Annotated in this window: 27 protein-coding genes; 19 read left to right on the top strand and 8 right to left on the bottom strand. The window is 43.8% G+C overall.

Going from position 1 to position 25,077, the window contains the following annotated elements; translation table 11 throughout:
* Positions 1-14: 14 nt before the first annotated feature.
* The gene (locus J9317_RS14700; RefSeq protein ID WP_211559826.1) at positions 15-815 is read right to left on the bottom strand and encodes an NAD kinase; all 801 of its coding nucleotides are present in this window, start codon (positions 813-815) and stop codon (positions 15-17) included.
* Positions 816-989: 174 nt separating this feature from the next.
* On the opposite strand from J9317_RS14700, the gene sppA reads away from it, so the two are divergent.
* The 6 genes from sppA (at position 990) to J9317_RS14670 (ending at position 5,852) form a co-directional block, all read left to right on the top strand.
* A complete protein-coding gene (gene sppA / locus J9317_RS14695) occupies positions 990-1,985 on the top strand; it encodes a signal peptide peptidase SppA (RefSeq protein WP_211559824.1) in 996 nt (331 codons plus the stop codon).
* A gap of 13 nt (positions 1,986-1,998) precedes the next feature.
* Positions 1,999-2,493: an RDD family protein gene (locus J9317_RS14690; RefSeq protein WP_211559821.1), complete on the top strand. Its 495-nt coding sequence runs from the start codon at positions 1,999-2,001 to the stop codon at positions 2,491-2,493.
* 202 nt (positions 2,494-2,695) lie between these two features.
* Positions 2,696-3,391 carry a DUF2953 domain-containing protein gene (locus tag J9317_RS14685; protein ID WP_211559819.1) on the top strand — a complete coding sequence of 232 codons (696 nt, stop codon included), beginning with the start codon at positions 2,696-2,698 and terminating at the stop codon, positions 3,389-3,391.
* 11 nt (positions 3,392-3,402) lie between these two features.
* A complete protein-coding gene (gene ytfJ, locus J9317_RS14680) occupies positions 3,403-3,882 on the top strand; it encodes a GerW family sporulation protein (RefSeq protein WP_211559817.1) in 480 nt (159 codons plus the stop codon).
* A gap of 288 nt (positions 3,883-4,170) precedes the next feature.
* On the top strand, positions 4,171-4,671 hold the full coding sequence (tpx, locus tag J9317_RS14675) for a thiol peroxidase (protein ID WP_211559815.1): 501 nt from the start codon (positions 4,171-4,173) through the stop codon (positions 4,669-4,671).
* A 209-nt stretch (positions 4,672-4,880) separates the two neighbouring features.
* A complete protein-coding gene (locus tag J9317_RS14670; RefSeq protein WP_211562416.1) occupies positions 4,881-5,852 on the top strand; it encodes a class I SAM-dependent methyltransferase in 972 nt (323 codons plus the stop codon).
* 382 nt (positions 5,853-6,234) lie between these two features.
* Here J9317_RS14670 and J9317_RS14665 read toward each other — a convergent pair whose 3' ends face one another.
* Positions 6,235-7,428, bottom strand: coding sequence for an MFS transporter (locus J9317_RS14665; RefSeq protein WP_211559813.1), 1,194 nt, complete (start codon positions 7,426-7,428; stop codon positions 6,235-6,237).
* 312 nt (positions 7,429-7,740) lie between these two features.
* On the opposite strand from J9317_RS14665, the gene pxpB reads away from it, so the two are divergent.
* The 5 genes from pxpB (at position 7,741) to J9317_RS14640 (ending at position 12,809) form a co-directional block, all read left to right on the top strand.
* On the top strand, positions 7,741-8,448 hold the full coding sequence (gene pxpB / locus J9317_RS14660; RefSeq protein WP_211559811.1) for a 5-oxoprolinase subunit PxpB: 708 nt from the start codon (positions 7,741-7,743) through the stop codon (positions 8,446-8,448).
* Position 8,449: 1 nt separating this feature from the next.
* Positions 8,450-9,442, top strand: a complete 993-nt coding sequence (locus tag J9317_RS14655; protein ID WP_211559810.1) for a 5-oxoprolinase subunit C family protein — start codon at positions 8,450-8,452, stop codon at positions 9,440-9,442.
* A gap of 1 nt (position 9,443) precedes the next feature.
* On the top strand, positions 9,444-10,196 hold the full coding sequence (locus J9317_RS14650; RefSeq protein ID WP_211559808.1) for a LamB/YcsF family protein: 753 nt from the start codon (positions 9,444-9,446) through the stop codon (positions 10,194-10,196).
* 16 nt (positions 10,197-10,212) lie between these two features.
* Positions 10,213-11,397 (top strand): NRAMP family divalent metal transporter, encoded by a 1,185-nt coding sequence (locus J9317_RS14645; RefSeq protein ID WP_249292189.1) that lies wholly within the window; start codon positions 10,213-10,215, stop codon positions 11,395-11,397.
* 227 nt (positions 11,398-11,624) lie between these two features.
* On the top strand, positions 11,625-12,809 hold the full coding sequence (locus tag J9317_RS14640; RefSeq protein ID WP_211559806.1) for an acetate kinase: 1,185 nt from the start codon (positions 11,625-11,627) through the stop codon (positions 12,807-12,809).
* A gap of 33 nt (positions 12,810-12,842) precedes the next feature.
* Here J9317_RS14640 and J9317_RS14635 read toward each other — a convergent pair whose 3' ends face one another.
* Positions 12,843-13,142, bottom strand: a complete 300-nt coding sequence (locus tag J9317_RS14635; protein WP_211559804.1) for a radical SAM protein — start codon at positions 13,140-13,142, stop codon at positions 12,843-12,845.
* A gap of 171 nt (positions 13,143-13,313) precedes the next feature.
* On the opposite strand from J9317_RS14635, the gene J9317_RS14630 reads away from it, so the two are divergent.
* From J9317_RS14630 to J9317_RS14620, 3 genes are read left to right on the top strand one after another with little or no spacing between them, the layout of a single operon-like run.
* Positions 13,314-14,519, top strand: a complete 1,206-nt coding sequence (locus J9317_RS14630) for an argininosuccinate synthase (RefSeq protein ID WP_249292188.1) — start codon at positions 13,314-13,316, stop codon at positions 14,517-14,519.
* Positions 14,516-15,922 carry an argininosuccinate lyase gene (gene argH / locus J9317_RS14625; RefSeq protein ID WP_211559802.1) on the top strand — a complete coding sequence of 469 codons (1,407 nt, stop codon included), beginning with the start codon at positions 14,516-14,518 and terminating at the stop codon, positions 15,920-15,922. Before J9317_RS14630 ends, argH begins: the two co-directional genes overlap by 4 nt.
* Before the next feature lie 47 nt (positions 15,923-15,969).
* A complete protein-coding gene (locus J9317_RS14620) occupies positions 15,970-16,131 on the top strand; it encodes a hypothetical protein (RefSeq protein WP_211559800.1) in 162 nt (53 codons plus the stop codon).
* 16 nt (positions 16,132-16,147) lie between these two features.
* On the opposite strand, the gene J9317_RS14615 is transcribed toward J9317_RS14620, so the two are convergent.
* A complete protein-coding gene (locus J9317_RS14615) occupies positions 16,148-17,461 on the bottom strand; it encodes a purine-cytosine permease family protein (protein ID WP_211559798.1) in 1,314 nt (437 codons plus the stop codon).
* Between the two features lie 266 nt (positions 17,462-17,727).
* Here J9317_RS14615 and J9317_RS14610 point away from each other — a divergent pair, with 266 nt between their 5' ends.
* The 4 genes from J9317_RS14610 to J9317_RS14595 all read left to right on the top strand — a co-directional run bounded on the left by J9317_RS14610 (position 17,728) and on the right by J9317_RS14595 (position 22,341).
* The gene (locus J9317_RS14610) at positions 17,728-18,492 is read left to right on the top strand and encodes an SDR family oxidoreductase (protein ID WP_211559795.1); all 765 of its coding nucleotides are present in this window, start codon (positions 17,728-17,730) and stop codon (positions 18,490-18,492) included.
* A 406-nt stretch (positions 18,493-18,898) separates the two neighbouring features.
* A complete protein-coding gene (gene ald, locus J9317_RS14605; protein WP_211559794.1) occupies positions 18,899-20,014 on the top strand; it encodes an alanine dehydrogenase in 1,116 nt (371 codons plus the stop codon).
* A 164-nt stretch (positions 20,015-20,178) separates the two neighbouring features.
* Positions 20,179-20,859: a metal-dependent hydrolase gene (locus J9317_RS14600; RefSeq protein ID WP_211559792.1), complete on the top strand. Its 681-nt coding sequence runs from the start codon at positions 20,179-20,181 to the stop codon at positions 20,857-20,859.
* Positions 20,860-21,024: 165 nt separating this feature from the next.
* A complete protein-coding gene (locus tag J9317_RS14595) occupies positions 21,025-22,341 on the top strand; it encodes a CBS domain-containing protein (RefSeq protein WP_211559790.1) in 1,317 nt (438 codons plus the stop codon).
* A 33-nt stretch (positions 22,342-22,374) separates the two neighbouring features.
* Here the strand turns inward: J9317_RS14595 and J9317_RS14590 are convergent, their stop codons facing one another.
* On the bottom strand, positions 22,375-22,677 hold the full coding sequence (locus tag J9317_RS14590) for a YtpI family protein (protein WP_211559788.1): 303 nt from the start codon (positions 22,675-22,677) through the stop codon (positions 22,375-22,377).
* A 150-nt stretch (positions 22,678-22,827) separates the two neighbouring features.
* Here J9317_RS14590 and J9317_RS14585 point away from each other — a divergent pair, with 150 nt between their 5' ends.
* A complete protein-coding gene (locus J9317_RS14585) occupies positions 22,828-23,775 on the top strand; it encodes a DHH family phosphoesterase (RefSeq protein WP_211559786.1) in 948 nt (315 codons plus the stop codon).
* Between the two features lie 2 nt (positions 23,776-23,777).
* Here the strand turns inward: J9317_RS14585 and J9317_RS14580 are convergent, their stop codons facing one another.
* The 3 genes from J9317_RS14580 to ytrH form a co-directional block, all read right to left on the bottom strand.
* Positions 23,778-24,002, bottom strand: a complete 225-nt coding sequence (locus J9317_RS14580; RefSeq protein ID WP_211559784.1) for a YtzJ family protein — start codon at positions 24,000-24,002, stop codon at positions 23,778-23,780.
* Positions 24,003-24,096: 94 nt separating this feature from the next.
* A complete protein-coding gene (gene ytrI / locus J9317_RS14575) occupies positions 24,097-24,600 on the bottom strand; it encodes a sporulation membrane protein YtrI (protein WP_211559782.1) in 504 nt (167 codons plus the stop codon).
* Positions 24,597-24,929 carry a sporulation membrane protein YtrH gene (ytrH, locus tag J9317_RS14570; protein WP_211559780.1) on the bottom strand — a complete coding sequence of 111 codons (333 nt, stop codon included), beginning with the start codon at positions 24,927-24,929 and terminating at the stop codon, positions 24,597-24,599. The genes ytrI and ytrH overlap by 4 nt, the downstream gene beginning before the upstream one ends.
* Positions 24,930-25,077: the final 148 nt, after the last annotated feature.

The following is a 25,077-nucleotide window of genomic DNA, read 5'->3' as shown; positions in this document are numbered from 1 at the left end:
GGCCTTCCTATTGCTTACAAAAAGCTGCGCTTCACTTTTTCCCAGAAGGAGTTGTCCTTCAATTTAACTGTTTTTATGATAGAAGGGCTTAATGTCACTTCAATCTGCTGAACGCTGCGGATGCTCAGTGCTTCATTGTCCATCCCGATTACCGGATAGTCATTTCCATCTTGAGCTACCTCTAATCTTAGTCTCCGGCTGCCGCTCAATACGAAGGAAGAACCTAGTGTTCTGTATCGGTTATTGTTGAGGGAAGCGAGCTCACTTACTTGAAAACAAGGCAGAAGAGGATCGATAACTGCCCCGTTCACAGATTTGCTGTAAGCTGTACTTCCCGTTGGTGTTGAAATAATCATTCCGTCTCCGCGGAACGTTTCAAAATGGATTTCGTCAATATGCACATCAATGACAAAGGTTTTAATAATCCCAGAGCGGATGGTGCATTCATTTAAGCATTTAAAAGAAGCGGATTCATCAATTTTTACATCGATAACAGGGTATTTTCGGACTTCAACCTGCTCCGTTGTGATCGCTTCAATAATTTTTTCTGTATCATCCAATACAAAATCGCAATAAACGCTGGCTGAACCTTTTGTGCTGATCCCTACATAAAGGCAGTCATCTCTGAAATTTGTTTTCCTGACAGCCTGAAGGAATGTACCGTCTCCTCCGATGCTTGCGATGATGTTTGCATCCTTTGAGTGAGGCACAACAGTAAACCCGTATTTTTCAGCGAGCTTCGTCAATGATTCTACTTTGTCTCCTAAGACATCCGAGTTCCGATAATAAAAAAATACATTGCGGCGATTTGTCATGGTACATCCTCCCTTAAAATGGAAATGTTATCCTTGAAGAGTAAAATTATGATACAATGTGTTATGTTGTTTATTTTACCATTTATCCCTTAAGACATGTTCTTTTTTACTTATATAAGGGAACAATTTTACCGCTATAAAAATGATATTGAAGAGAATGAAGGAGGATACAGAATGAATGGAAAAAGGTGGGCTGCATTGGGGATCGCCGTTGTGCTAGTCGTAGTTTCAGCAATCTTCAATACCGTTACAACGTTTCAAAGCGCGGCAAATGAAATGTTTGCGATGAATGATTCAGAGTTCGATGAAGAAATCATTCAGGAAGGTTCTGCAGAAAATAGAATTGCTGTGCTTGAAGTAGATGGGGTTATTCAGGATACGGGAGAATCAGCTTCTTTCTTTCAAAGCTCCGGATACAATCATCAGGAGTTTTTGAAAAAAATCGATGCGGTTCAGAAGGATGATTCAATTAGCGGAGTCATTCTGAATGTAAATTCTCCAGGCGGCGGAGTAGTAGAAAGTGCAGAAATACATAAGCATTTAATGGAACTGAAAAAGAAAACAAAAAAACCTCTTTATGTGTCCATGGGAACTACAGCAGCTTCAGGAGGCTACTATATTTCAACAGCAGCAGATAAAATCTTCGCTGCTCCTGACACGCTTACCGGATCTCTCGGAGTCATCATGGAGGGTGTGAACTATGGCGAGCTCGCCAAGCAATATGGCGTGAAGTTTGAGACGATTAAAAGCGGACCATATAAAGACATTATGTCTCCATCACGTGATATGACAAAAGAAGAGCGCAATATCCTTCAGGGAATGGTGAACAATGCCTATGAAGGATTTGTGGGTGTTATTTCCGAAGGCCGCAAAATGAGCCGGGAAGACGTAAAAAAAATCGCGGACGGACGTATTTATGACGGACGCCAGGCGAAAGAAAAAAAGCTCGTTGATGAACTGGGCTATATTGATGACACTGTAGCGGCAATGAAAAAGGATCTAAAAATCGAAAATGCCGAGGTATTTGAATATAAACAAAGCTCAGGCTTTGATTCTTTGCTTTCAATGGGAGCGAAAAAAGCCTTCAGTGATGAGTATCAAATGTTCGGCTTATATGAACTGTTTTCAAAACCGGCTAATAGCCGCTTGATGTACATGTATTCAAAATAAAGGAGGGCGTTGTATGGACACGACATTTGACGATACAGTGGAACGGCCCTCTGTCCTGACATCGGAAACCGTTCACTCAGAACCGGTTTATGGAGGGTTTTGGATTCGTTTTTGGGCTTATCTTATTGACCTTGCTGTTATCGCAGGGATTAATGCTATATTGATCAAGCCCATATTTATCTTTTCAGGAAGCGATGGAGGAAGTTCAATGTTCTCTCCTAAACCGCTTCTGGAATTGCTTATTTTCTTTCTATACTTCGTGCTGATGACGAAATTTCTAAATCAGACGCTTGGTAAAATGATATTTGGTATCCGGGTGGTTTCCTTAAATCAAGAAAAACCTCTATCCTGGGGAACGATCCTTTTCAGAGAACTCGTCGGTCGATTTATCAGCAAAACGATTTGGGTCGCGTACCTGGTAGCGGGATTTACTCCAAAAAAACAGGCATTGCATGATCTGTTTGCAGATACCACTGTCATTCATGAAAACTTGTTCAGAAACAAATAAAAAAAGCTGCTTCCTGGATAAACTGGGAAACAGCTTTTTTTGATTTGTTACAGATTGGAGCGGGACGGGCCGGACAGGGTGTTAAGGGACACGCCGAAGCTCCACCTCCACCTCGAAGACAGGCTTAAAAGGCAAGTTTACAGCCTTTCGATTAAAAGGAGGCATACAAGGCGATACTTAAATGCTGAAAGGGGCGGTATAAATGTTATGGGTATATGGAATTCTTATTTTTATCTTTCTTTTTATGCTGCTTATAGCCTTTACGAAGCTGACCATCACTGTTGAATATCGCCGGATTGGAAAGAATGATGACTTAAAAGTAAAGGTGAGAGCATGGGGCGGATTGCTTCGCTACTCATTTAAGGTTCCCGTTATTAAAGCAAGTGAAAAGGATATGAGTGTAAGCGTAGTGGAGGAATCCAATATGGGTAATGAAGAGAGCAGCGGGAAAACGAAGGAAGATCACATTACAGAAAGTGACGTTAAAACGGGGTTAGGGGATTTTAAAGAGCTGGCGGCACATATTACTGGTCTTCATACTATAGCAAAGAAATTTCTGAAGCATATCGAAATTACATCATTCGAATGGCATTCCAGATTCGGATTAGGGGATGCTGCTTCCACGGGCGGCGCTGCCGGGATGCTTTGGACAATTAAAGGTCTAATATGCGGTGCGGCAGGAAATTATATGCAGCTGAAAACACAGCCTATTCTTTCAATCGTTCCCATTTTTCAAGGGCTTTGTATGGATACAATGATTATAGGTATAGTCCGGTTTCGAATCGGACATGCTATTATCGGTGGATTGCGATTCGTTAAATATTGGAAGGGCGGAAAGCCGTCCTTTGCCAATAAGCCTTTATCCAAAATATTTGGAGAACACAATAATACTGCATAGGGGGCAACATTATGAGCGACCATCCGATTCAAGGTTTAATGCAAACAGCCATGGAAAATTTAAAGCAAATGGTGGATGTGAATACCATCATTGGAGATCCAGTCGAGACTCCTGATGGAAGCGTGATTTTAACGGTTTCTAAGGTAGGCTTTGGATTTGCTGCAGGCGGCAGCGAATTTGGCCAGGCAGGTTCCGGCGAAGATCAATCTTTTGCCCAGCCTCAGGCTGGACATGTGTCCGGAAATAGCAGCCGCAGCAGAATGCCATTCGGCGGAGGAAGCGGAGGCGGAGTTTCCATCACACCTATTGCCTTTCTTATTGTCGGACATAATGGAGTTAAAATGCTTCATCTCGATGAAAGTACACACTTATATGAAAGAATTCTGGAATCTGCCCCTCAAACGATGGAGAAAATCCAGAAAATGTTTAAGAAAAATGATTCCGGTTCAAAGGGCCAGCCATCTTCTATGAGAGATGATATCGACTTTTAATAGCAAAATGGGACCCGCTGATTGCCAGCGGGTTTTATTTTTGATGGGATGGTTAGGGCAGCTATTTACACTTTTTAGTAAGGATGTCCAATCAGAATTTTCTAAGAAAACATAAGTTCTGAGTACAGGCCTTTTTTTGATTGGTTCTTTTTGAATGCTCCATGTTATTCAAGATTGTGCATTTTTGTAAAATTCAGTAAATAAAGCTATATTTAGTTTGCAAAGCCTCCTGGGACAAGCTATCATGAAATTGTACATAGATCCATAGATGATAGAGGAGGAATGAACATGGCGAATATTACGTTTAAAGGCAATCCGGTAACCTTGCCGAATACAGAAGTGAAAAAAGGGGACAAAGCTCCTGACTTCCGTGTGTTAGCTAATGATATGTCTGAAGTAACTCTTGAGGACACAAAAGGAAAAATCCGCATTATTTCGGTCGTTCCATCTATTGATACAGGAGTTTGTGATGCACAGACAAGAAAATTTAATGAAGAAGCAGCGAAGCTTGACAATGTAACAGTTTTAACGGTCAGCAATGACCTGCCATTCGCTCAAAAACGCTGGTGTGCTGCAAACGGGCTGGAAAATGTCGTGACGCTTTCCGATCACCGGGATCTTAGCTTTGGTGAAGCGTATGGAGTGGCGATTAAAGAACTTCGTCTTCTGGCTCGTTCCGTCTTCGTTGTCGACAGCAATAATGAAGTGGTTCACGCTGAATATGTTAGTGAAGCTACAAATCATCCAGATTATGAAGCAGCGATTGAAGCAGCGAAAGCAGCCAATTAAATTTCAAAAGCCTCCGGTTATTATTTCCGGAGGCCCGCAGGACGCGGGTCAGTTCAGCGTTGCGACAGGACGTCGCGCACTTAGCAGAACTTCATTCCTTCAAGGCGCTTGCGCTTTTTTAGGCATAAGCCTTGTCTTTCAATCAGAGCTTATCTAAAATAGTAGGAAGTATGCTCTAGGAGGAGAAAAGGATGCAAACCGTTTCAAATATGGAAAAGCTGTTTACTGCTTTAAATGAATCATCTGAACAGCTTGCCGAAGAATTGGAATTATCCTATGTAGAGGCTGTAGCTGAAACAGGAGAAAACTTATTTCATGGTGATGTACTGCAAGACGAGTTAAGTGAATTAGCAAAGAAAAAATTAAGAAAACTATACGCTGATATCCAGCTTGATACATATGAATCAGAAGAGGTTAGAAAAGCATTCCAATTATGTGTGCTAAAGGGCCTGAAGGAAGGCGCTCACCCAAACCGCCAAATGACCCCGGATTCAGTAGGGATTTTTACAGGGTATCTCGTTCAGCGATTCATGAGCAATCAGCCGGTATTTTCACTATTGGATCCAGCTGTCGGTACCGGCAACCTGCTTACAGCTGTATTAAATCAGCTTAAGGATCATAAAGTGGAAAGCTCAGGGGTGGATGTAGATGACCTTCTGATTCAACTCTCCTATATTAACGCCAATCTTCAAAAGCATCCTGTTCAATTTTATAATCAGGATAGCCTTCAAAATTTATTTGTGGATCCGGCGGACGCTGTTATTTGTGATTTGCCTGTAGGCTTTTATCCGAATGATGAAGGTGCCTCAGCCTATACACTGAAAGCTGACGAAGGCCACTCCTATGCCCATCATCTCTTTATTGAACAAAGCATGAATCATACAAAACCGGGAGGATACTTGTTTTTCATCATCCCAAATCAGCTATTCAGTTCCAAGGAAGCTCCTAAACTGAATGCATTTATTAAGGAGAAGGCCTATATACAGGGGTTATTGCAGCTGCCATTGTCCATGTTCCAGGGAGAACAGCATGCCAAAAGCATTTTCATTCTTCAAAAAAAGGGGGAAGGGGCTGCCCCTCCAAAGCAGGCGATGCTTGCTGACCTCCCGAAATTTTCTAATTTTGAAGGAATGCAGGCTATGATGAAGCAGATTAATGAATGGTTTGAAAAAAGCCGCTAAAAAACGAGGCTGTTAGAAAGCAGTTCTCAAAGCTGCTCCCGCTGTTTGAAATTGGATTGGATTTGGCTGATTTCCGCTGCAGGATGATCCCTTATCCTTGGGCGGGCGGTGAGCCTCCTCCGCGCTCTGCGCCTACGGTGTCTCACTTGTCCCGCTGGAGTCTCGCACCTTCCGCTCCAATCAGCCATACCAATTATGGATAAAGAACAAAGTTGATATCATTCATAATCCTTAATCCTTAACGGAAAATGAAAACCCGGAAATGCATACCAGCGTTTCCGGGTTTTCATATTGTTGCTCTTGGCAAGGCTTTTTAGACAGCCCCTCTTTTGATTTGCTGCAGGTCGCCGCGAAATTATTTGACCTTTTTGCTCTTTTGTTCTCAGGAGGAAAGTCTGTTTTTGCGCAGAATGGTGTATCCTGCTGATAGAAGCAGGATTCCTGAGGACAGCATAAAAACGAAATAAATCGGAATCCTCTCCGCCGCAGCTCCTACAGCAAGCGATCCTAGTCCGAAGGTAAGTGCGAGCATAGAGCTTTGGGCTGAATAGACCTTGGATAGGAGCGCCGAAGGGGTAAAGCGCTGAACAGCCGTCTGCAGACAAACATTTTTAAGCTGTTCCATCATCCCGAAAAAAGCAGATGCTGCCAGCGCAACCCAAGGTACATTTGTCATTCCGAAAATAAAGGCTGCTGCACTGACTCCGAATGCCCCAGTGATCAGGACCTTCCGGCTGTTTCGATCAATCCATAAAGCATACCGCACACCGAAGAGTCCTCCGGCTATCAGGCCTGCAAAGAAGCTGGCATTAATATATCCCCACCATTCTTCCCCCATCTGCAGCTGATTTTTCACATAAATATAAAGTATGGCCGCAATCCATACGGCTCCTGCCGCTGTTTCAAGAACCAATATGAAATGGATGGATCGGAGAGATGGACTTTTCCATATTCCAATCCAGCCCTCTTTCAGACGGCTCCAGATTCCTTCCTCATTGCTTTCAAAAGGAATTGGCTTAAACTTGATCCTCTTTAGCAGAATAGTTGAGGCAGCATACAATCCAGCCGAAATCCAAATTAAACTCATAGCCCCAATTAAAGCAGCAAGCACTCCGCCGACTGCCCAGCCGCCAAGCTGTACGCTTTGATCGATGCTCGCGGTAAAACTGTTAGCTTTTACGAGCTCATCTGAAGGTACCAGGCCAGGAAGCATAGCATTTTTGGCAGGGGCAGCCCAGCCGTCCAAAACAGAGATAGTGATAATGCATAAAAACATAAAGAGCAAATTGCCGGATTGTCCCGAAGCTATTCCGATAGCAAGCACGGAAAGGAAGGCGGTTTTTCCCGCTTGCGAATAGACAAGAATCCGATCCAATTCCCATTTGTCGAGAAGAAGCGGGGCGGCCAGCCCGCTTGAGAATTTAGCCGCAGTAATAGCAAAAGGAACGGCTGCTAAATAAAATGCCGATCCAGTCGCTTCGTAAAGAAGGGCAATCAGCCCTACTGCATAAAAGATATCGCCTGCATTTGCGATTGTCTGGCCAATCCATAAATAGCGGAAGTTTGCAGTTTTCATATAGGCACATCCCCTTATATTTATTTTTAGGAAGGATTGTACCTTTACATCTGACAAGCTCCTTTCGAGTGGAATATGATTATTCATTAAAAATCTTACATGGTTAACGACCTCGCATCCGTTCCATTTTTTTCTATTATATAAGAGTTGAACTTGCATTGTCTGCATGTTTTAGTAAAAGGAACGAAAAAATACTTAGTACTGGTCCAGCACAGAAATGAATATCATCGCCTATTCTTTTGCCAAAATTTGATTTGTGCTAAAAAAATTGGTTATGTACAATATAACAATCAGGCAGAAAGGGGGAACGAAATGAAAAGAGCGGCTTACTATCCAATAAGTGAACAGGCTATGCTTGTAGAGTTTGGCCAGGAAATAAGTGAGGAACTACGCAATAAGATCAGATTATTCACCGACCTGCTTGATCAGCAGAATTTTCCATGGCTGGTAGAATACATACCTGCGTTTACAAATGTAACCATCATTTTTGATTTGCTTTATTTTAAGGAAAACCCTGGCCAATCCCATGAAAGAATTCAGGAAGAAATCGAGAATATCCTTTCCTCAACGGAGCAGGAAACCTTGAAATCTCCAGACTCTGAGCCGGTAAAAATTCCAGTATGCTATGACGAAGAATTTGGAATGGATCTAGATGAAGTAGCAAATTACAATGGTTTAAGCAAAGAGGAGGTCATTACTCTTCATACAGAAGGAATATACCCGGTTTACATGATTGGGTTTTCACCGGGGTTTCCTTATTTGGGGGGGATGACCGGGAAAATAGCAGCTCCAAGAAAAGAGAAACCCAGACCTAAAATACCGGCTGGATCTGTAGGGATCGCAGGTACTCAGACAGGAGTATATCCTCTTGAGACACCTGGAGGCTGGCAAATCATCGGCAGGACACCGCTCTCTTTGTTCGACCCCGCGAAAGAACCGCCAGCACTCTTGAAGGCAGGGGATTCCGTTCAGTTTTACCGGATCAGCAAAGAAGAATATAACCGTTTAAAGGAGTCATAGTATGAGCTTAAAAATCCTCCAATCCGGTCTGCTAAGCACGATTCAGGATAACGGCAGATTCGGCTTTCAGAAGTATGGTGTAATAAAAAGCGGTGCAATGGATCCTTATGCTCACCGGCTTGCGAACATTTTAGCCGGTAATCCAGAAGATGAAGCAACACTTGAGATGACCCTGCTCGGACCTTCCATTGAGTTTACGGAGGATCACATTATTGCCCTTACAGGCGGAAATCTTTCTCCGAAAGTTAACGGACAGCCCATTCCGCTATGGAGACCTGTCTTTGTAAGAGCAGGAGCAAAACTCGAATTCGGAGCGCCTGTTTCAGGCTGCAGAACCTATATGGCCGTATCTGGAGGCTATGAACTGGAGCCGGAGCTTGGCAGCCGCTCAACCTATCTAAAGGCAGGAATAGGCGGGGTAAATGGCCGCGCGCTAAAAGAAAATGACGACCTGAAAATAAGGAAATCCGATCTGCTGGACAAGGCAGCCATCAAAAATTCAGAAGCGAAAGCCATTGCGGCAAGCTGGTATATGAAGCCGGACTATACCGTGATAAACAAAACGGTAAGATACATAGAGGGCAGAGAATATGACTGGTTCACAGAGGATTCGCGATCCGGTTTTAATACGGAGGAATTTACGCTGACGAGCCAATCCGACAGAATGGGATACCGGATAGAAGGACCTGTCTTAGCTTTAAAAGAAAAAAGAGAACTCCTGTCTGAAGCAGTAGGGTTCGGGACAATCCAAGTTCCTGCAGGAGGACAGCCAATCATTCTGATGGCCGATCACCAGACGACCGGAGGCTACCCAAAAATGGGACAGGTCATAACAGTTGACCTGCCGCACCTGGCCCAGCTGAAGCCGGGTGAAAAGATTAAATTTGAAAAGACCACGGTTGAAGAAGCCCAAAAGCTTTTTGTTCAAAGGAAAAAGGAGATTGATTTTATTCGGTCGATGGTAAAGGACAAGATCGACAAGGGGGTTCTTTAACATGCAAACAGATTTAAACTGTGATCTGGGAGAAAGCTTTGGATCCTACACAATCGGAAATGATGAGGAAATTCTTCCTCTTGTTTCATCCGTTAATGTGGCCTGCGGATTTCATGCCGGGGATCCGTCCGTTATGAGAAGGACGGTGCAGCAAGCATTGGCGAATCATACGGCAATCGGTGCCCATCCCGGTCTTCCTGACCTTCAAGGCTTTGGGAGAAGGGCTCTGGCCATTTCAGCACAGGAAGCATATGACATCGTCCTGTATCAGATTGGGGCTCTTGACGGATTTGTCCGTTCCGAAGGAGGAGTTATGCATCACGTGAAGCCTCATGGAGCGCTTTATAACATGGCTGCTGCTGATGCATCCTTGGCTGGAGCTATAGCGAAAGCCATTTATACATATGATTCATCTTTAATCCTATATGGTCTTTCCGGAAGCGAGCTGATAAAAGCTGGACAGGACATTGGATTAAAAACTGCTAGTGAGGTATTTGCTGACCGGACATACCAAAGCAGCGGGGCTTTAACGCCAAGAAGCCGCTCTAACGCCCTGATTAAAGATGATCAAACTGCCATTGATCAGGTGAAGAAAATGATTACTGAACAAAAAGTTATCAGCACAGATGGGGAAGAAATCTCCCTAACTGCAGATACTGTTTGTATACATGGCGATGGAGCACACGCTCTTGAATTTGCTGAAAAAATCAGAAAAGAACTGCAGGAAACAGGGATTCAGATCAAAACAATATAAAAAAGGAGGGAATTGTATGAAAGAAAATCGTTTAAGCGTCCTGATGGGGGCTGCCTTTTTAATGGCTACCTCTGCAATCGGACCTGGGTTTCTAACTCAGACAACCTATTATACGGAAACTTTAGCTGCTTCATTTGGGTTTGTTATTTTAATTACCATCATCTTGGATATTGGGGTACAGCTGAATGTATGGCGAATTATTGCCGTTTCTGAAAAAAGGGCACAGGACATTGCCAACTTAGTTTTTCCGGGGTTAGGCGTCTTTGTAGCCGTCCTGATCGTATTTGGCGGTCTTGCTTTTAATATCGGAAATATTGGCGGAGCGGGACTCGGATTCAATGTTCTGTTTGGAATTGATCAAAAGCTTGGCGCAATCATAGCGGCTGCCATTGCAATTGCTGTTTTCGTTGTTAAAGAAGCAGGAAAGCTGATGGATAAATTTGCGCAGATCATGGGGTTCTTAATGATTCTCCTGACGATTTACGTAGCATTTTCAAGCAGTCCGCCTGTAGGAGAAGCGATTTCAAAAACGTTTGTACCGGAAAAAACCGACTTTATCGCCATTATTACTCTTGTTGGAGGAACAGTTGGTGGATACATCACCTTTGCAGGAGGCCACCGGCTATTAGAAGCGGGTATTAAAGGCAGGCAGTCGCTTCCGCAGGTTACACAAAGCGCTGTAACCGGGATTGCTGTGGCTTCACTTATGAGGATTTTCTTATTTCTTGCATCCCTTGGCATTGTGGCACAAGGACTGGCGATCAGTAAAGATAACCCGCCTGCATCCGTCTTTCAGCATGCAGCAGGAGATTTAGGCTATAAATTCTTCGGAGTGGTCCTTTTGGCAGCAGCGATTACCTCTGTCATTGGGGCTGCATACACATCCGTATCCTTTATTCAAACATTCAGTTCTACTATATTGAAATATCAGAAAGCAACGATCATTGCATTCATTCTGATTTCAACCATTGTATTTGTGGCCCTTGGAAATCCTGTACAGCTTCTATTGCTTGCTGGTGCTTTAAATGGTTTGATTTTGCCGATCACATTAGCTGTTATGCTTATTGCGGCTTACAAAAAAACAGTTGTAGGCGACTACAAGCATCCAGCAGCTTTAACCGTGTTTGGTGTGATTATTGTTGTACTAATGGCAGGAATGAGCATTTATACGATCGCCACAAACTTTTCAAAACTTTTTTGATCTAATAAGCAGTTTGAGGATTCCCTCAAGCTGCTTTTTCAATTGATTAAAATATCAGGAAAAGTCCGAAAACAATGACTTTTATCTGTAAACGATTGCATGTTCCGGTTTATATTGCATTGTATTCCGGGCAATGTTTAAATGGAAAAGTCAGATATTTTTCGGATCTTTAACGAATGATAAGAATAGATCGTTCAACTTGTACGATTACTAAAGGAGCGGTAATAATGGCTAAAATAATTGCGATTAACGCTGGGAGTTCTTCTCTTAAATTCCAGCTGTTTGATATGCCGAGCGAAGATGTAGTAACGAAAGGGCTTGTAGAAAGAATCGGTCTTGATAATTCTACCTTCACCATTACTGTTAATGGTGAAAAGCAAACAGAAACAACGAATATTCCAGATCACGCGGTTGCGGTTAAAATTCTTCTTTCAAAGCTGACGGACCTTCATATCATTGCTTCGCTTTCTGAGATTGAAGGAATCGGCCACCGGGTTGTACACGGCGGAGAAAAATTCAGCGATTCTGCTCCAATAACTGAAGAAACACTTGCAGCAATAGAAGAGCTTTCCGATCTGGCTCCTCTTCATAACCCTGCAAACATTGTTGGAATCAAAGCATTCCAGGAAGTTCTTCCAAACGTACCAGCAGTGGCAGTCTTTGATACAGCCTTCCATCAGACGATGCCGGAGCAATCCTTCCTTTACAGCTTGCCATACGAATATTATGAAAAATACGGCATTCGTAAATACGGATTTCACGGAACATCCCATAAATACGTTTCTGAGCGTGCATCCGAAATGCTCGGCAGACCTCTTGAGCACTTGCGTCTGATTTCCTGCCATCTTGGAAACGGAGCAAGTATTGCAGCCATCGAAGGCGGCAAATCGATTGATACGTCCATGGGCTTTACCCCGCTTGCAGGTGTTGCAATGGGAACACGCTCAGGTAATATCGATCCAGCGCTTATCCCATTCATCATGGAAAAAACAGGATCTTCTGCAGATGAAGTATTGAATATCCTGAATAAGAAAAGCGGACTGCTTGGAGTTTCCGGATTATCAAGCGACCTTCGCGACATCACGACTGCCGCAAAAGAAGGAAACGAGCGGGCGGAGACAGCTCTTGAGGTTTTTGCAAGCCGTATTCATAAATACATCGGTTCCTACGCAGCCCGCATGAGCGGGGTAGATGCGATTATCTTTACTGCCGGAATCGGCGAAAACAGTGCAGAGGTGCGTGCTCGCGTGCTGCGCGGCCTTGAATTCATGGGTATTTACTGGGATCCAGCCCTTAACGACACATTCGGTGACGATCGCTTCGTAAGCTATCCTCATTCACCGGTTAAAGTCATGATTATTCCGACGAATGAAGAAGTCATGATTGCACGCGATGTTGTGCGTTTAACATAAATTTGAAATAGCCTCCCTTTTGGGGGGCTATTTTTATTGATGAGCTTTTCCCGCAAGAGGCTCTGCAGCTCTGTACCATAGCCAAAGATCGTTAATTACAGAAGCGAGACCCGCTATGTCGGAATTATATATGCAGGCCGTTTCGAAATTCTCCTCATTGTCCATAAGTCTTTGCTTCGCTCTGATCAGACCCTCGAGCTCCGCAATCCGATCCGGAATTTTGCCCCTTTCTTTTTCCCATTCAGCCATCGGGATGGAACGTTTCTTATTCGATGGGAAGTCTGATGGAACGTTAATGCCAAGACGGTTATCAAAAATAAAATCCGGCGCCAAGCTAAAATCCCTCCTTTTGTATGAGCATACATTCTTTTAAATAAAAATTCACGAAAAGATTGCAATTAAGGGTTGAAAAAGGTCCGAATCCTTGTTAAAGTCTTCTCTAAGATGTATTTTTATAAATTCAAAAGTATTTTTATACAATGATATACAGAGAGGGAGATTCAGATGAAACAAAAAGTAGTGTTAGCATATTCCGGCGGTTTAGATACCTCCGTTGCAATTAAATGGCTCCAGGAGCGCGGTTATGATGTCATTGCCTGCTGTCTTGATGTAGGAGAAGGAAAAGACCTGGCATTCATTCAAAGCAAAGCATTAGAGGTTGGTGCTTCAGAGTCCTATGTCATTGATGCAAAAAAAGAATTCGCAGAAGAATATGCCCTGCTCGCCCTGCAGGCTCATGCGCTTTACGAGGAGAAGTATCCGCTTGTATCAGCTCTTTCACGCCCTCTCATTGCTAAGAAGCTAGTGGAAGTAGCTGAAAAAGAAGGCGCGTCTGCAGTAGCCCATGGCTGTACAGGAAAAGGAAACGATCAGGTGCGTTTTGAAGTCTCAATTAAGGCTTTAAACCCGGACCTGGAAGTCATTGCACCGGTACGCGAGTGGAGCTGGTCGCGTGAGGAAGAAATCGCATATGCCCAGAAGCATGACATCCCGATTTCAATCAAATTAGACAGCCCGTTTTCAATTGATCAAAATCTATGGGGCCGCAGCAACGAATGCGGAGTACTTGAAGATCCATGGGCTGCTCCTCCCGAAGAGGCCTATGATCTGACTGCTCCGATTGAAAAAACACCGGATCAGCCGGATGTCATTGAACTGACCTTTGAAAAAGGGGTTCCAGCAGCAATTAACGGAGTCGAGTATTCACTTTCTGAAATTATATTAAATTTAAACGAATTAGCAGGAAAGCACGGTGTCGGAAGAATCGACCACGTTGAAAACCGCCTGGTCGGAATTAAATCGAGAGAAATTTATGAGTGTCCCGGAGCGATAACCCTGCTGAAAGCACATAAAGAGCTTGAAGATTTAACGCTTGTTAAAGAGGTAGCCCACTTTAAGCCAATTATCGGACAGAAGCTGACAGAGCTTATCTACAACGGCCTTTGGTTCTCACCGCTTAAGCCTGCATTAGAGAGCTTCTTGAAAGAAACTCAGAAGCATGTGACAGGGGTTGTACGTGTGAAACTCTTTAAAGGCCATGCAATTGTGGAAGGCCGTAAATCCGAGTTCTCACTATATGATGAAAAGCTTGCTACTTATACAGCAGAAGATGCTTTCGACCATCAGGCTGCGGTCGGCTTTATCTCTCTTTACGGGCTTCCGACAAAGGTCAGCAGCATGGTTCAAAATAAAAAGAAGGTGGAAGCATGACCAAACTATGGGGAGGCAGATTTCAGAAAACCCCTGAAGAGTGGGTGGATGAGTTCGGCGCTTCAATCGGGTTTGATCAGCAGCTTGCTGAAGAAGATATAAAAGGATCTCTGGCGCATGTCCAAATGCTGGGGAAAACGGGGATCCTGCCTCAAGATGAAGCTGAGCTCATTAAGAATGGCCTTTATACACTGCAGCAAAAAATAAAAAATGGGGAGCTCTCGTTCTCATCAAGATATGAGGATATCCATTTGAATTTGGAGAAACATCTAATTGATGAAATTGGACCCGTCGGCGGCAAGCTTCATACCGGCAGAAGCCGGAATGACCAGGTCGCAACGGATATGCATCTTTACCTGAATGACCGCGTTCAAAATATCACAAACAAAATTGAAGCACTTCAGCACGTTTTGGTTCAAAAAGCGGAGGAGCATGTGTATACAATTCTTCCGGGCTATACTCATTTGCAAAGAGCGCAGCCCATTTCTTTTGCTCATCATCTGCTTGCCTATTTTTGGATGCTTGAGAGAGATAAGGAGCGCTATGAAGATTCATTAAAGAGAATCCGTCTATCACCTCTAGGAGCTGGAGCGCTGGCTGGTACAACATTCCCTATAGACCGTTCTTACACAGCGGAAATTCTAGGATTTGACGGGATCTATGAAAACAGCCTGGATGCCGTAAGCGATCGTGATTTTATCTTGGAATTTTTAAATAACAGCTCCATGCTGATGATGCACCTATCCAGATTATGCGAGGAAATCATTTTATGGTGCTCCCAGGAGTTTCAGTTTGTGGAGCTTGATGACACATATGCAACCGGAAGCTCCATGATGCCCCAAAAGAAAAATCCGGACATGGCAGAACTGATTAGAGGGAAAACCGGACGGGTTTACGGGAACCTTTTCTCCCTTTTAACTGTGATGAAAGGACTGCCTCTTGCGTACAATAAAGACCTTCAGGAAGACAAAGAAGGCATGTTCGACACTGTGAAAACGGTAGAAGGAAGTCTTGAAATCTTTGCAGGAATGATGGATACCATGACTGTAAAAAAAGAAAACATGGGTCTTGCTGTTCAAAAAGATTTCTCAAATGCCACCGAGCTTGCAGACTACCTTGCTAAAAAAGGCATGCCATTCAGAGAGGCGCATGAAGTAACGGGAAAACTCGTTTATCAATGCATCCAAAGAGGCTGCTACTTAAAAGACCTTCCCATGGAAGATTACCTGGAAGCGTCCATGCTCTTTAGTGAAGATCTATATGAGGCCATTGATCCTTATGACGCGGTTGCCAAAAGGATGAGCGAAGGCGGAACCGGATTTGAAGCAGTAAAAGATGCAATGGAGAAAGCCCATTCAAAGCTGCAAAAGGAAAATGTTACCTTGCAATCGAACGCAACCTAACACACACACTAGGACAGGAACCCAATAATTTTGAGGAGGACTGTCCTGTGAAAAAACAAGAACCAAACAATCCGTCTATCCAATACGATTCAGCAGCAGACCAGGAAACTTCAGATCAAATCAAAAATGCATACGAAAGCGGAGTAGTAGAGCAGAATTTTGATGAGAATTTTACCGAGGATCAAACAGAAAAAGCAGACGAAATCTAAATGAGGAAAGCTGGCATCAATTGGAGCCAGCTTTTTTTTGTATGATTAAGATATATATTACGCATGTTGCAATAAAACTGATAAATCCTGGACCAGCGGCTGAAGGAATCACCCAGTAAATAAGTATTCCTGCAGCCATGGAAAACACAGCCTGTCTGTTAACGTTCCCCATGTGTAAAAGATCTGTATCAGATATTGTTCTTTTTTTCACAAATAAGAAATCAGATACGATGACAGCAGATAAAGGGATGGACAGGCTTCCGAGAATCGTAATCCAATTCTTCGCCTCGGTAACAACAGCAGGCATCGTACTAAGGATAATGCCTGCTGTTCCAAATAAGACCGCACTTTTAATTCTGCCAAGGGAAGGGAAAATATTCAGAAGACTGAAGCTTCCCGTATATGCATTGCTTAAATTGATCGAAATGAGCGATAGAATTGAGGCTGCCAGAATAATAAAGAATAGCAGGGATGACTCTGTAAGTCTGGATGCTGATAAAAATGGATTTATTTCCGCAAAATAAAAAGCACTGAAAATCCCTAAAAAAGCCGTCATTAAAAACCCGATAAAATTACCTGCAAACATTCCCCAAAATCCGTGAAGAGGCGATCTGGCGTACCGGGTCATATCGGCTGAAGCACTTACTCCGGCTACATATTGGACAAAAACAAGACTTGCAAACAGCAGCATCCTCAAACTGTCAGCACCATCTGCAGTCTGAGTACTTACAGATGCAGTCAGGCTTGTATTTGTAGTAAAGTATAAATATAAAATGATTCCTTCTCCTGCCAGCAAAAAAGGCAGGAAATAAGCAGCAGCCTTTTTCACAGCATGGAAACCAACAATTGTAATCCCAATCATAATCGCCCCAAGTCCTGCGGCAAGCAAAGGGAAAGAAACGCTCTGAACACCAAATCTTTTCAAACTCTCAATCAGCATCCAAGTTCCGCCAATGGTCTGAACCGAAAACCAATAGAGCGAAATCAGTGAGCGGATTGGAGAAGCTGCATATTGTCCGACCCTGCTCCCGAGTATACTGCGGATCGCATATTGTGCAGGCAGACCGCTGACAGAACCCGGCAAAGATAAAAATGATACAAGCAGAAAAGCTAAAAAGGCACCTGCAGCACAGCTGAAGAATGCCTGACTGAAACTCAGCCCGCCATCCATAACAGCCAAAGCAGGCAGCAAAACATTTCCTGCATTAAAAGAAAAGGCAAATTGGATAATGAAATATTCAACCCATCCCGTTTTTCTCAGCTCTTGGGGGACCGCTTCAAGTCCGAAGCGTTCAAGCCGGGGCACCGGCTTTTTTTCTATTGGAATCATCTCTTTAACCTGCTTCCCGAAATTATAGAACCATCTTAATCCACAGGCAAACCCCTTTATAGGAGCGTTATGAAGCATAGACGCGGTGCAATAGACTTAGAATCCTTCGTCACCGGCTGTGTAACCCGCGCTATGCGGGCTGCATCGTAAGTCAATGGAGAATGAACAAACCGCCATTGAAGAAAGGTTCACTTTATTATTACAGCAATGCGAATAGGATACAATATATTCCTTATTTAAACAGCAGCTCGAAAGGAGCTTAAACGATGAAGCATGCCATCATTACCGCCGGAACAAAGGGACTCGGCAAAAAAGTAACCGAAGCCTTTCTGCAACAGGGATACTCGGTTACCGCCACTTTCCGCAGCGATCGGGAAGCAGCACAAGCACTGGAAAATGAGTTTCAGCATCTATCCGGAAGGCTGCTTCTTCTCCAAGGAGATGTAACCAAAAAAAGTGACATGGAAGCCATTATTGATACTTCCATGCAAGTCTTTGGAAGAATCGACTGCCTGATTAACAATGCTGGCCCATATATTTTCGAACGAAAAAAACTGGCCGACTACTCCGATGATGAATGGTACAGCATGATCGAAGGAAACTTAAGTTCCGTGTTCCACCTGTTCAGAAAAGCAGTGCCCATCATGAGGCAGCAAAAATTCGGCCGCCTGATTACATACGGCTTTCAGGACGCTGCCAGCGCACCTGGATGGCTTCACAGATCCGCCTTCAGCGCCTCTAAAGCTGGCCTCGTTTCCTTAACAAAATCCATCGCCTACGAAGAAGCCGAAAACGGAATCACAGCTAACATGGTTTGCCCGGGAAATATCATTGGGGACATGAAAGAAGCCGCAATTGACACCGCACGCAGCCAGCGTGATCCCAACACCCCAATAGGACGTTCCGGCACAGGTGAAGACATCGCCCGCATTATCACATTCCTATGCGACGAACAATCAGACTTCATCACAGGCGCCATTATTGACGCAAATGGCGGAGCAGATGTACTCAGACGAAAATCGGGAAATTAAAGAAAGAACGGACTCTTTTAACAATAAAAGTCCGTTCTTTTCTCGTTTTCCGCCCTTTTTTGCTCGGAGCTTTTCCAAGGGTAATAAACATTCATATGATGGAAAAAGTACAATTGAAATATGGAAACGCGGCCGTTCAGAATAAGCAGCTTATGGGAGAAAGATAAAAGCCCGCATATAAAAAAAACGGTCAGTATAAGGCATCTTTAAGATGAGGTTTTTGGGGGAAGGGGTATTTTGTAATAGGAGCGGGAAGGGTGTCAAATCCCCATTTGTCAGACAAACCAGCCAATCCACCATTTGTCAGACAAAATCGTCAGACAAACCAGCCAATCCATCTCTTGTCAGACAAACTCATCAGACAAACAATATCCCAGACACACCCTATATTAGGAGGTGACAAACCATGAAAATAGGAATTCCAAAAGAAATAAAAAATAATGAAAACAGAGTAGCTCTGACTCCTGCTGGCGCTTTTAGCCTTGTTAAAGCCGGCCATGAAGTAGCGGTTGAAACGGGTGCCGGGGACGGTGCAGGTTTTTCGGATCAGCAGTATGCAGATGCAGGGGCAGCTATCGTTCAAGAACCAGGAAACGTTTGGAGTGCGGAAATGGTGATGAAGGTAAAAGAGCCAGTAGCTTCTGAATATTCCTTTTTCAGAGAAGGGCTGATTTTGTTTACCTTTCTCCATCTCGCTGCGGAGCCGGAATTAACCAGGGCGCTGATTGCAGGTAAAGTAACAGCTATCGCATATGAGACGGTTCAGCTGCGCGATGGTTCGCTGCCTCTCCTAACGCCGATGAGTGAGATAGCGGGGAGAATGGCTGCTCAAATCGGAGCGGAGTTTTTGGAGAAGCATAAGGGAGGAAAGGGAATTCTTCTGGCAGGTGTTCCGGGAGTTCATCGCGGGAAGGTGACGATTATCGGCGGAGGCACAGCGGGAGCAAACGCGGCTAAAATTGCGGCAGGTCTCGGGGCTCAGGTGCGGATATTGGATGTAAACGCCGGCAGACTCCGGCAGCTCGAGAATGTGTTTGGTGAACGGGTGATGACACTGATGTCTGATCCTTATCATATTCATGAGTCGGTTATGTGGGCGGATCTCGTGATTGGGGCTGTGCTGATTCCAGGGGCTAAAGCGCCTAAGCTCGTATCTGAGAATACGGTAAAGATGATGGAGAAAGGGTCTGTGATTGTAGATATTGCTATTGATCAGGGTGGGATTTTTGAAACGGCAGACCGTGTATCCACTCATGAAAATCCTGTATATGAAAAGCACGGCATCCTCCATTATGCAGTAGCGAACATGCCTGGCGCTGTACCGAGAACCTCAGCTTTAGCCCTCACAAATGTTACTATTCCTTACGCTCTTCAAATTGCAAATAAAGGATTTAAAAAAGCCTTGCAAGATGATGAGGCATTGAAAAAGGGACTGAATACGTGCGGCGGCTGCGTGACATATCATACAGTTGCAGCAGAAGGGAAGCTTCCATACCGTGCTCCGGAATCGTTCCTGGGGTAATAACTGTTCCTTGGTACTCAAATAGAGAAGAGAACTTGCACACACTGGCCGCTTCAATGTTTGCATTTACCTTAAATGTGCTATAGAAAAGTGTATGGAGAGCTCATACCCATTCACTATGGTATAGTTTGGGTGAGAGAGACTATGACAGTGAGGTGCTTAAAGTGGAGATTACGTTTCATGGACATTCAGTGCTGGAAATACAGGCAAATGGGAAAACGATTTTTATTGATCCGTTTATTACGGGAAATGGACAGTGCGATTTGAAAGCAGAGGATGTCAAACCTGATGTGATTTTACTTACTCATGGACATAGTGATCATGTAGGGGATACCATTCAGCTTGCGAAGGATAACGATGCGCTGGTAGTGGCGCCGTTTGAATTGGCCAATTACCTGGAAACAAAGGGTTTGAATGTTCATCCAATGCATATTGGCGGTTCCCATCAATTTGATTTTGGTACAGTTAAATTGACGCAGGCTTTCCACGGTTCAAGTTACACGGAGGAAGATGGGACAATCGTTTATACCGGTATGCCGGCGGGTATTCTCTTCACGGCAGATAATAAAACGGTTTATGCTGCTGGTGATACGGCATTGTTCGGTGATATGAAAATGTACGGTGAGCGCCACACAATTGACGCCGCTTTCCTGCCGATTGGCGATAATTTTACAATGGGCCCTGAAGATGCTGCGGCGGCTGCCCAATGGCTGAAAGCGAAAAAAGTAATTCCTGTCCATTATAATACGTTCCCTGTAATTGAACAGAATCCAGAAGAATTTATTTCCTTGCTTCCTGAGGGAGTAGGCCAAATCCTTCATGCCGGTGATAAAATTTCACTGTAACATTGCGAAAAATGGATGAAAAGCGGAATTTCCTATGCAGGGAATTCTGTTTTTTTGCCTATATACTATTGTAAAATCTAACAAATGGATAACCTTCGTTGAAAGTGCGGGCTTCCCCGGCTTATAATAAATATTGGAAATATGAGCAGACAAAGGGTGAAAAGCTTGGCGACAAAGCATGAGCAAATTATAAAATATATTGATTCGCTTGGAGTCGGTGAAAAAATATCCGTCCGGCAAATTGCTAAAGAAATGAATGTAAGCGAAGGAACCGCTTACCGCGCAATTAAAGAAGCGGAAAATAAAGGATTTGTCAGCACGATTGAACGTGTCGGGACAATTCGTATTGAACGGAAGAAAAAAGAGAACATTGAAAAACTGACGTTTGCCGAAGTTGTAAATGTCGTAGAAGGACAGGTTCTGGGCGGCCGTTCAGGGCTCCATAAAACGCTTAATAAATTTGTTATCGGGGCTATGAAGCTTGAAGCCATGATGCGTTATACCGGTGCCGGGAATCTGCTGATTGTCGGGAATCGGACAAATGCCCATCAGCTTGCCTTGGAAGCAGGTGCTGCCGTTCTTGTGACCGGGGGTTTTGATACGGATGATCATGTGAAAAAGCTGGCGGATAAGATGGAGCTTCCCGTCATTTCTACAAGCTATGATACCTTTACCGTAGCGACGATGATTAACCGGGCCATTTATGATCAGCTGATTAAAAAGGAAATTGTGCTGGTAGAGGATATTCTGACCCCGGCTGATCAGACGGTTTGTCTGCATACAGCGGATAAAATAGAGATGTGGTATGAGTATAATCAGGATACAGGCCATGGACGATTTCCTGTTATTGACCGGAATCGCAAAGTATTAGGTATGGTCACATCGAAGGATATTATGGGCCATGACAGAGGGAGCTCGGTGGAGCGGGTGATGACACGCAACCCGATAACGGTAAATGGGAAAACATCTGTAGCTTCTGCCGCTCAAATGATGGTATGGGAAGGCATTGAGGTATTGCCTGTCACTGACGCCCATAATAAGCTTGAGGGAATGATATCAAGGCAGGATGTATTGAAAGCCCTCCAAGTTATTCAGCGGCAGCCCCAGATTGGCGAAAAGCTTGATGATATTGTCACCAATCAGTTTGTTGATACGGATGAATCCAAAAATGTGCACGTCTACAAGTGCAGCGTTACACCGCAGATGACGAATCATTTAGGAACGATCTCCTACGGAGTATTTACGACTCTTGTAACAGAAGCAGCAAACAGGCTCCTGCGCTCACAGAAAAAAGGAGATTTGGTTGTTGAAAACCTATCAATCTTCTTTATGAAGCCCGTCCAAATGGAAACCCTCATTGAAATCCATCCCCGCATTCTTGAGGTAGGAAGAAAATTCGGGAAGATGGATGTGGATGTTTACAATGAAGGTGTGATTGTCGGAAAAGCGATGATGATGGTTCAAATTATGGAACGAAGCTAAAAAAGGGTTCCGGCCGATATGGCCGAACCCTTTTTATATGGACATTTTCTGATGTTCTTTTTCTGCAAGCGGACGGTAGTGCCGGCGCATTTTTTGCCCTGCCCAGAAACTGCCGGCTCCAATGATTATGAAGATGATGCCGATCGAAATGGAGACGGCAGATGGATAGAGGAAAAATTGATTGACTCCAAATAAAAAGACAAAGACTCCAAGAGCCATTCTTGATTTGCCGGAATAAAGGCCTCGTTCCATTGGTTTCCCGGACCGGTAGTACTTTAGTTTGTAGAAGAAATAGAAGGAAAATGCAGCTACAATTAGAAAAGCCAGTATAGGCATGTATTCAGCTCCCAACACTGTAAGTTACTTCTAATCTTATCTCTGCATGTCCTTTTTTTCCATCTTTGTTTTGAAATAAGAAAAGCATTCTTTAGTTTCCTTAGTGGTTGTGTTTTAATAAATGGTATAAAGAGACTAAAGGAGAAAGTGATGAGAGACCAAATTCTGGATACCATTAAACAATATGAAACCATCATTATTCATAGGCATGTCCGTCCCGATCCCGACGCTTTAGGATCGCAATGCGGACTTGCTGAAATATTAAAAACTTCTTTTCCGGAAAAAAAAGTCCTTGTAACCGGTGAAACAGAGCCTTCGCTTGAATTCTTATACAAAATGGATACTGTTTCAGACCAGGATTACGAAGGGGCGCTTGTTATTGTGTGTGACACAGCAAACCAAGAGCGTGTGAGCGACCAGCGTTATCATTCAGGAGCGATGCTTATTAAAATCGATCATCATCCGAATGAAGATCAGTATGGCGATTTGATTTGGGTCGATACGTCCGCAAGCTCTGTCAGTGAAATGATTTACGAGCTTTACCTTGATGGGAAAGGAAGCGGACTTGAAATCAGCCAAAAAGGGGCAGAACTTATTTATGCAGGAATTGTGGGGGATACCGGAAGATTTTTGTTCCCGAGTACAACCGATCGCACCTTTAAATATGCGAGTGAATTGATTGACCACGGTTTTTCCCTTAATAAGCTTTACAGCAGCTTGTACAAGACAAAAATAAATGTGGCTAAATTGAGCGGATATGTTCTTCAAAATTTCGAAGTATCCCCATCAGGAGCAGCGAGCGTTATCATTAGACAGGATTTGCTTGAAAAATACGAGACGACCGCTTCAGAAGCTTCACAGCTTGTCAGCATTTTAGGTGATATTGAAGGAATGACGGCTTGGGTCTTTTTCGTGGAAGAAGAGGATCAAATCCGGGTGCGTCTTCGTTCTAAAGGGCCGGTTATTAATGAATTGGCAAAAAGATACCGGGGAGGCGGGCACCCGCTGGCTGCCGGCGCCTCCATCCATCAATGGGAAGAAGCGGAACGGGTGTTTGAGGAACTGGAGCTTATATGCAGGGATTATCAGCAGAAATAACCCTATAACGGTGTTTTTGGCTGCCGTTTGATCTCTTGATCCCCAGAGGTTTCAGGGATAAACCAGGATCCCATTTCAGTGATATCCTCATATACCTTGAGTTTAAGCTTGCTGATTTCTTTTTTCAGCAGGCTTGCCATTTCCGGCGACTCAGCGTAAGCAGAATACCCTTTTTTCATCCGTTCGACCTTTTCTTTTACAAACATCTTCTGTGTCAGCAACTCCATACTTATCCCTCCTTTTTTATTTGCAGCTGTAAATATATTGTATCCAAGGAAGAAGGGATTTGCGATAAAAATGAATAAAAATTCAAAAAATCATTTAATTAACGAATGAAACCTCTACTTCAAGGTAAAGGGTTGTATAAATAGTCATTTCCTTTACTAAAAGCCGATAGTCCTTGTCATCAATCCGATACACTTTATTTTCTATGGCCTTCTTTATGATTTTCCTGCTTTCAAAGATGCTTTCCAAATCCCTCTCAAGCAAATCAGATAGATCTTCCTTTGCCTCAATTTCTATTTTGTGGATCGTTAACGGACTCAGCTTGAATCTTTCCCCGTTTGTCAGCTTTACATTTAATTCCTGAACGACAAGTTTCTTGTTGACTTCTTCATTCAGCTCTCTTGAATCCTCCTGATAAATGCTGTTTTTGCGGGTCAGTTCAAGTACTGCCGATTTCTGCTCTTGAATAATTTTCACCTGCTTTTCCTGAAGAACGCCATACGTGAAAAGAAAGACGCACCACGCAGCTGCCGCTCCAGCAATCATCCCGGCAAAAAAACGCTGCCACCCAGGCTGTCTGTGATAAGGCGGAATTCTCATGAAAGATGCTCCTGTGTAAGCCAGGTTATGATAATCCAGCCTGTCTGGGCTCCGCCCATAGCAGAAACAATCAGCATGACTTGTTTCAAAATATCCCTAGTCTCTCCGTTAAACAGTCCGCGTTCAAAGCTGTAAAAGGCATCAAATGTTCCGCCGATTGCCGCGACTAGAGCCCAGATCTTCAGACGGTTGGCAAATTCAACAATGGTCGTCATCGGGGGTTCGCCTGATAAATAAGCACCGATCCCTCCAATGATGCTTCCCCCTAAGAGCACCCCCAGAGCAATGAAATAGCTATCAATAAAAGCAGGCAAAAATGCTTTTTCCATACGTTCATCATCCCCTCGCTTCAATATATGGACAGACAGTTCAAAGTATGTTCAAGCGTTTTTGAGCATGCTCTGCTGCAGGGGTTCACTTTGCTCATGCGGGGTTTTGCCTGATCCGCTATTCCTCAGAAGACTCGAGTATTATGCT

It is taken from the genome of Metabacillus flavus (assembly GCF_018283675.1).
GTDB classification, from domain to species: domain Bacteria; phylum Bacillota; class Bacilli; order Bacillales; family Bacillaceae; genus Metabacillus_B; species Metabacillus_B flavus.
This window is presented reverse-complemented; position numbering and strand designations above follow the sequence as displayed.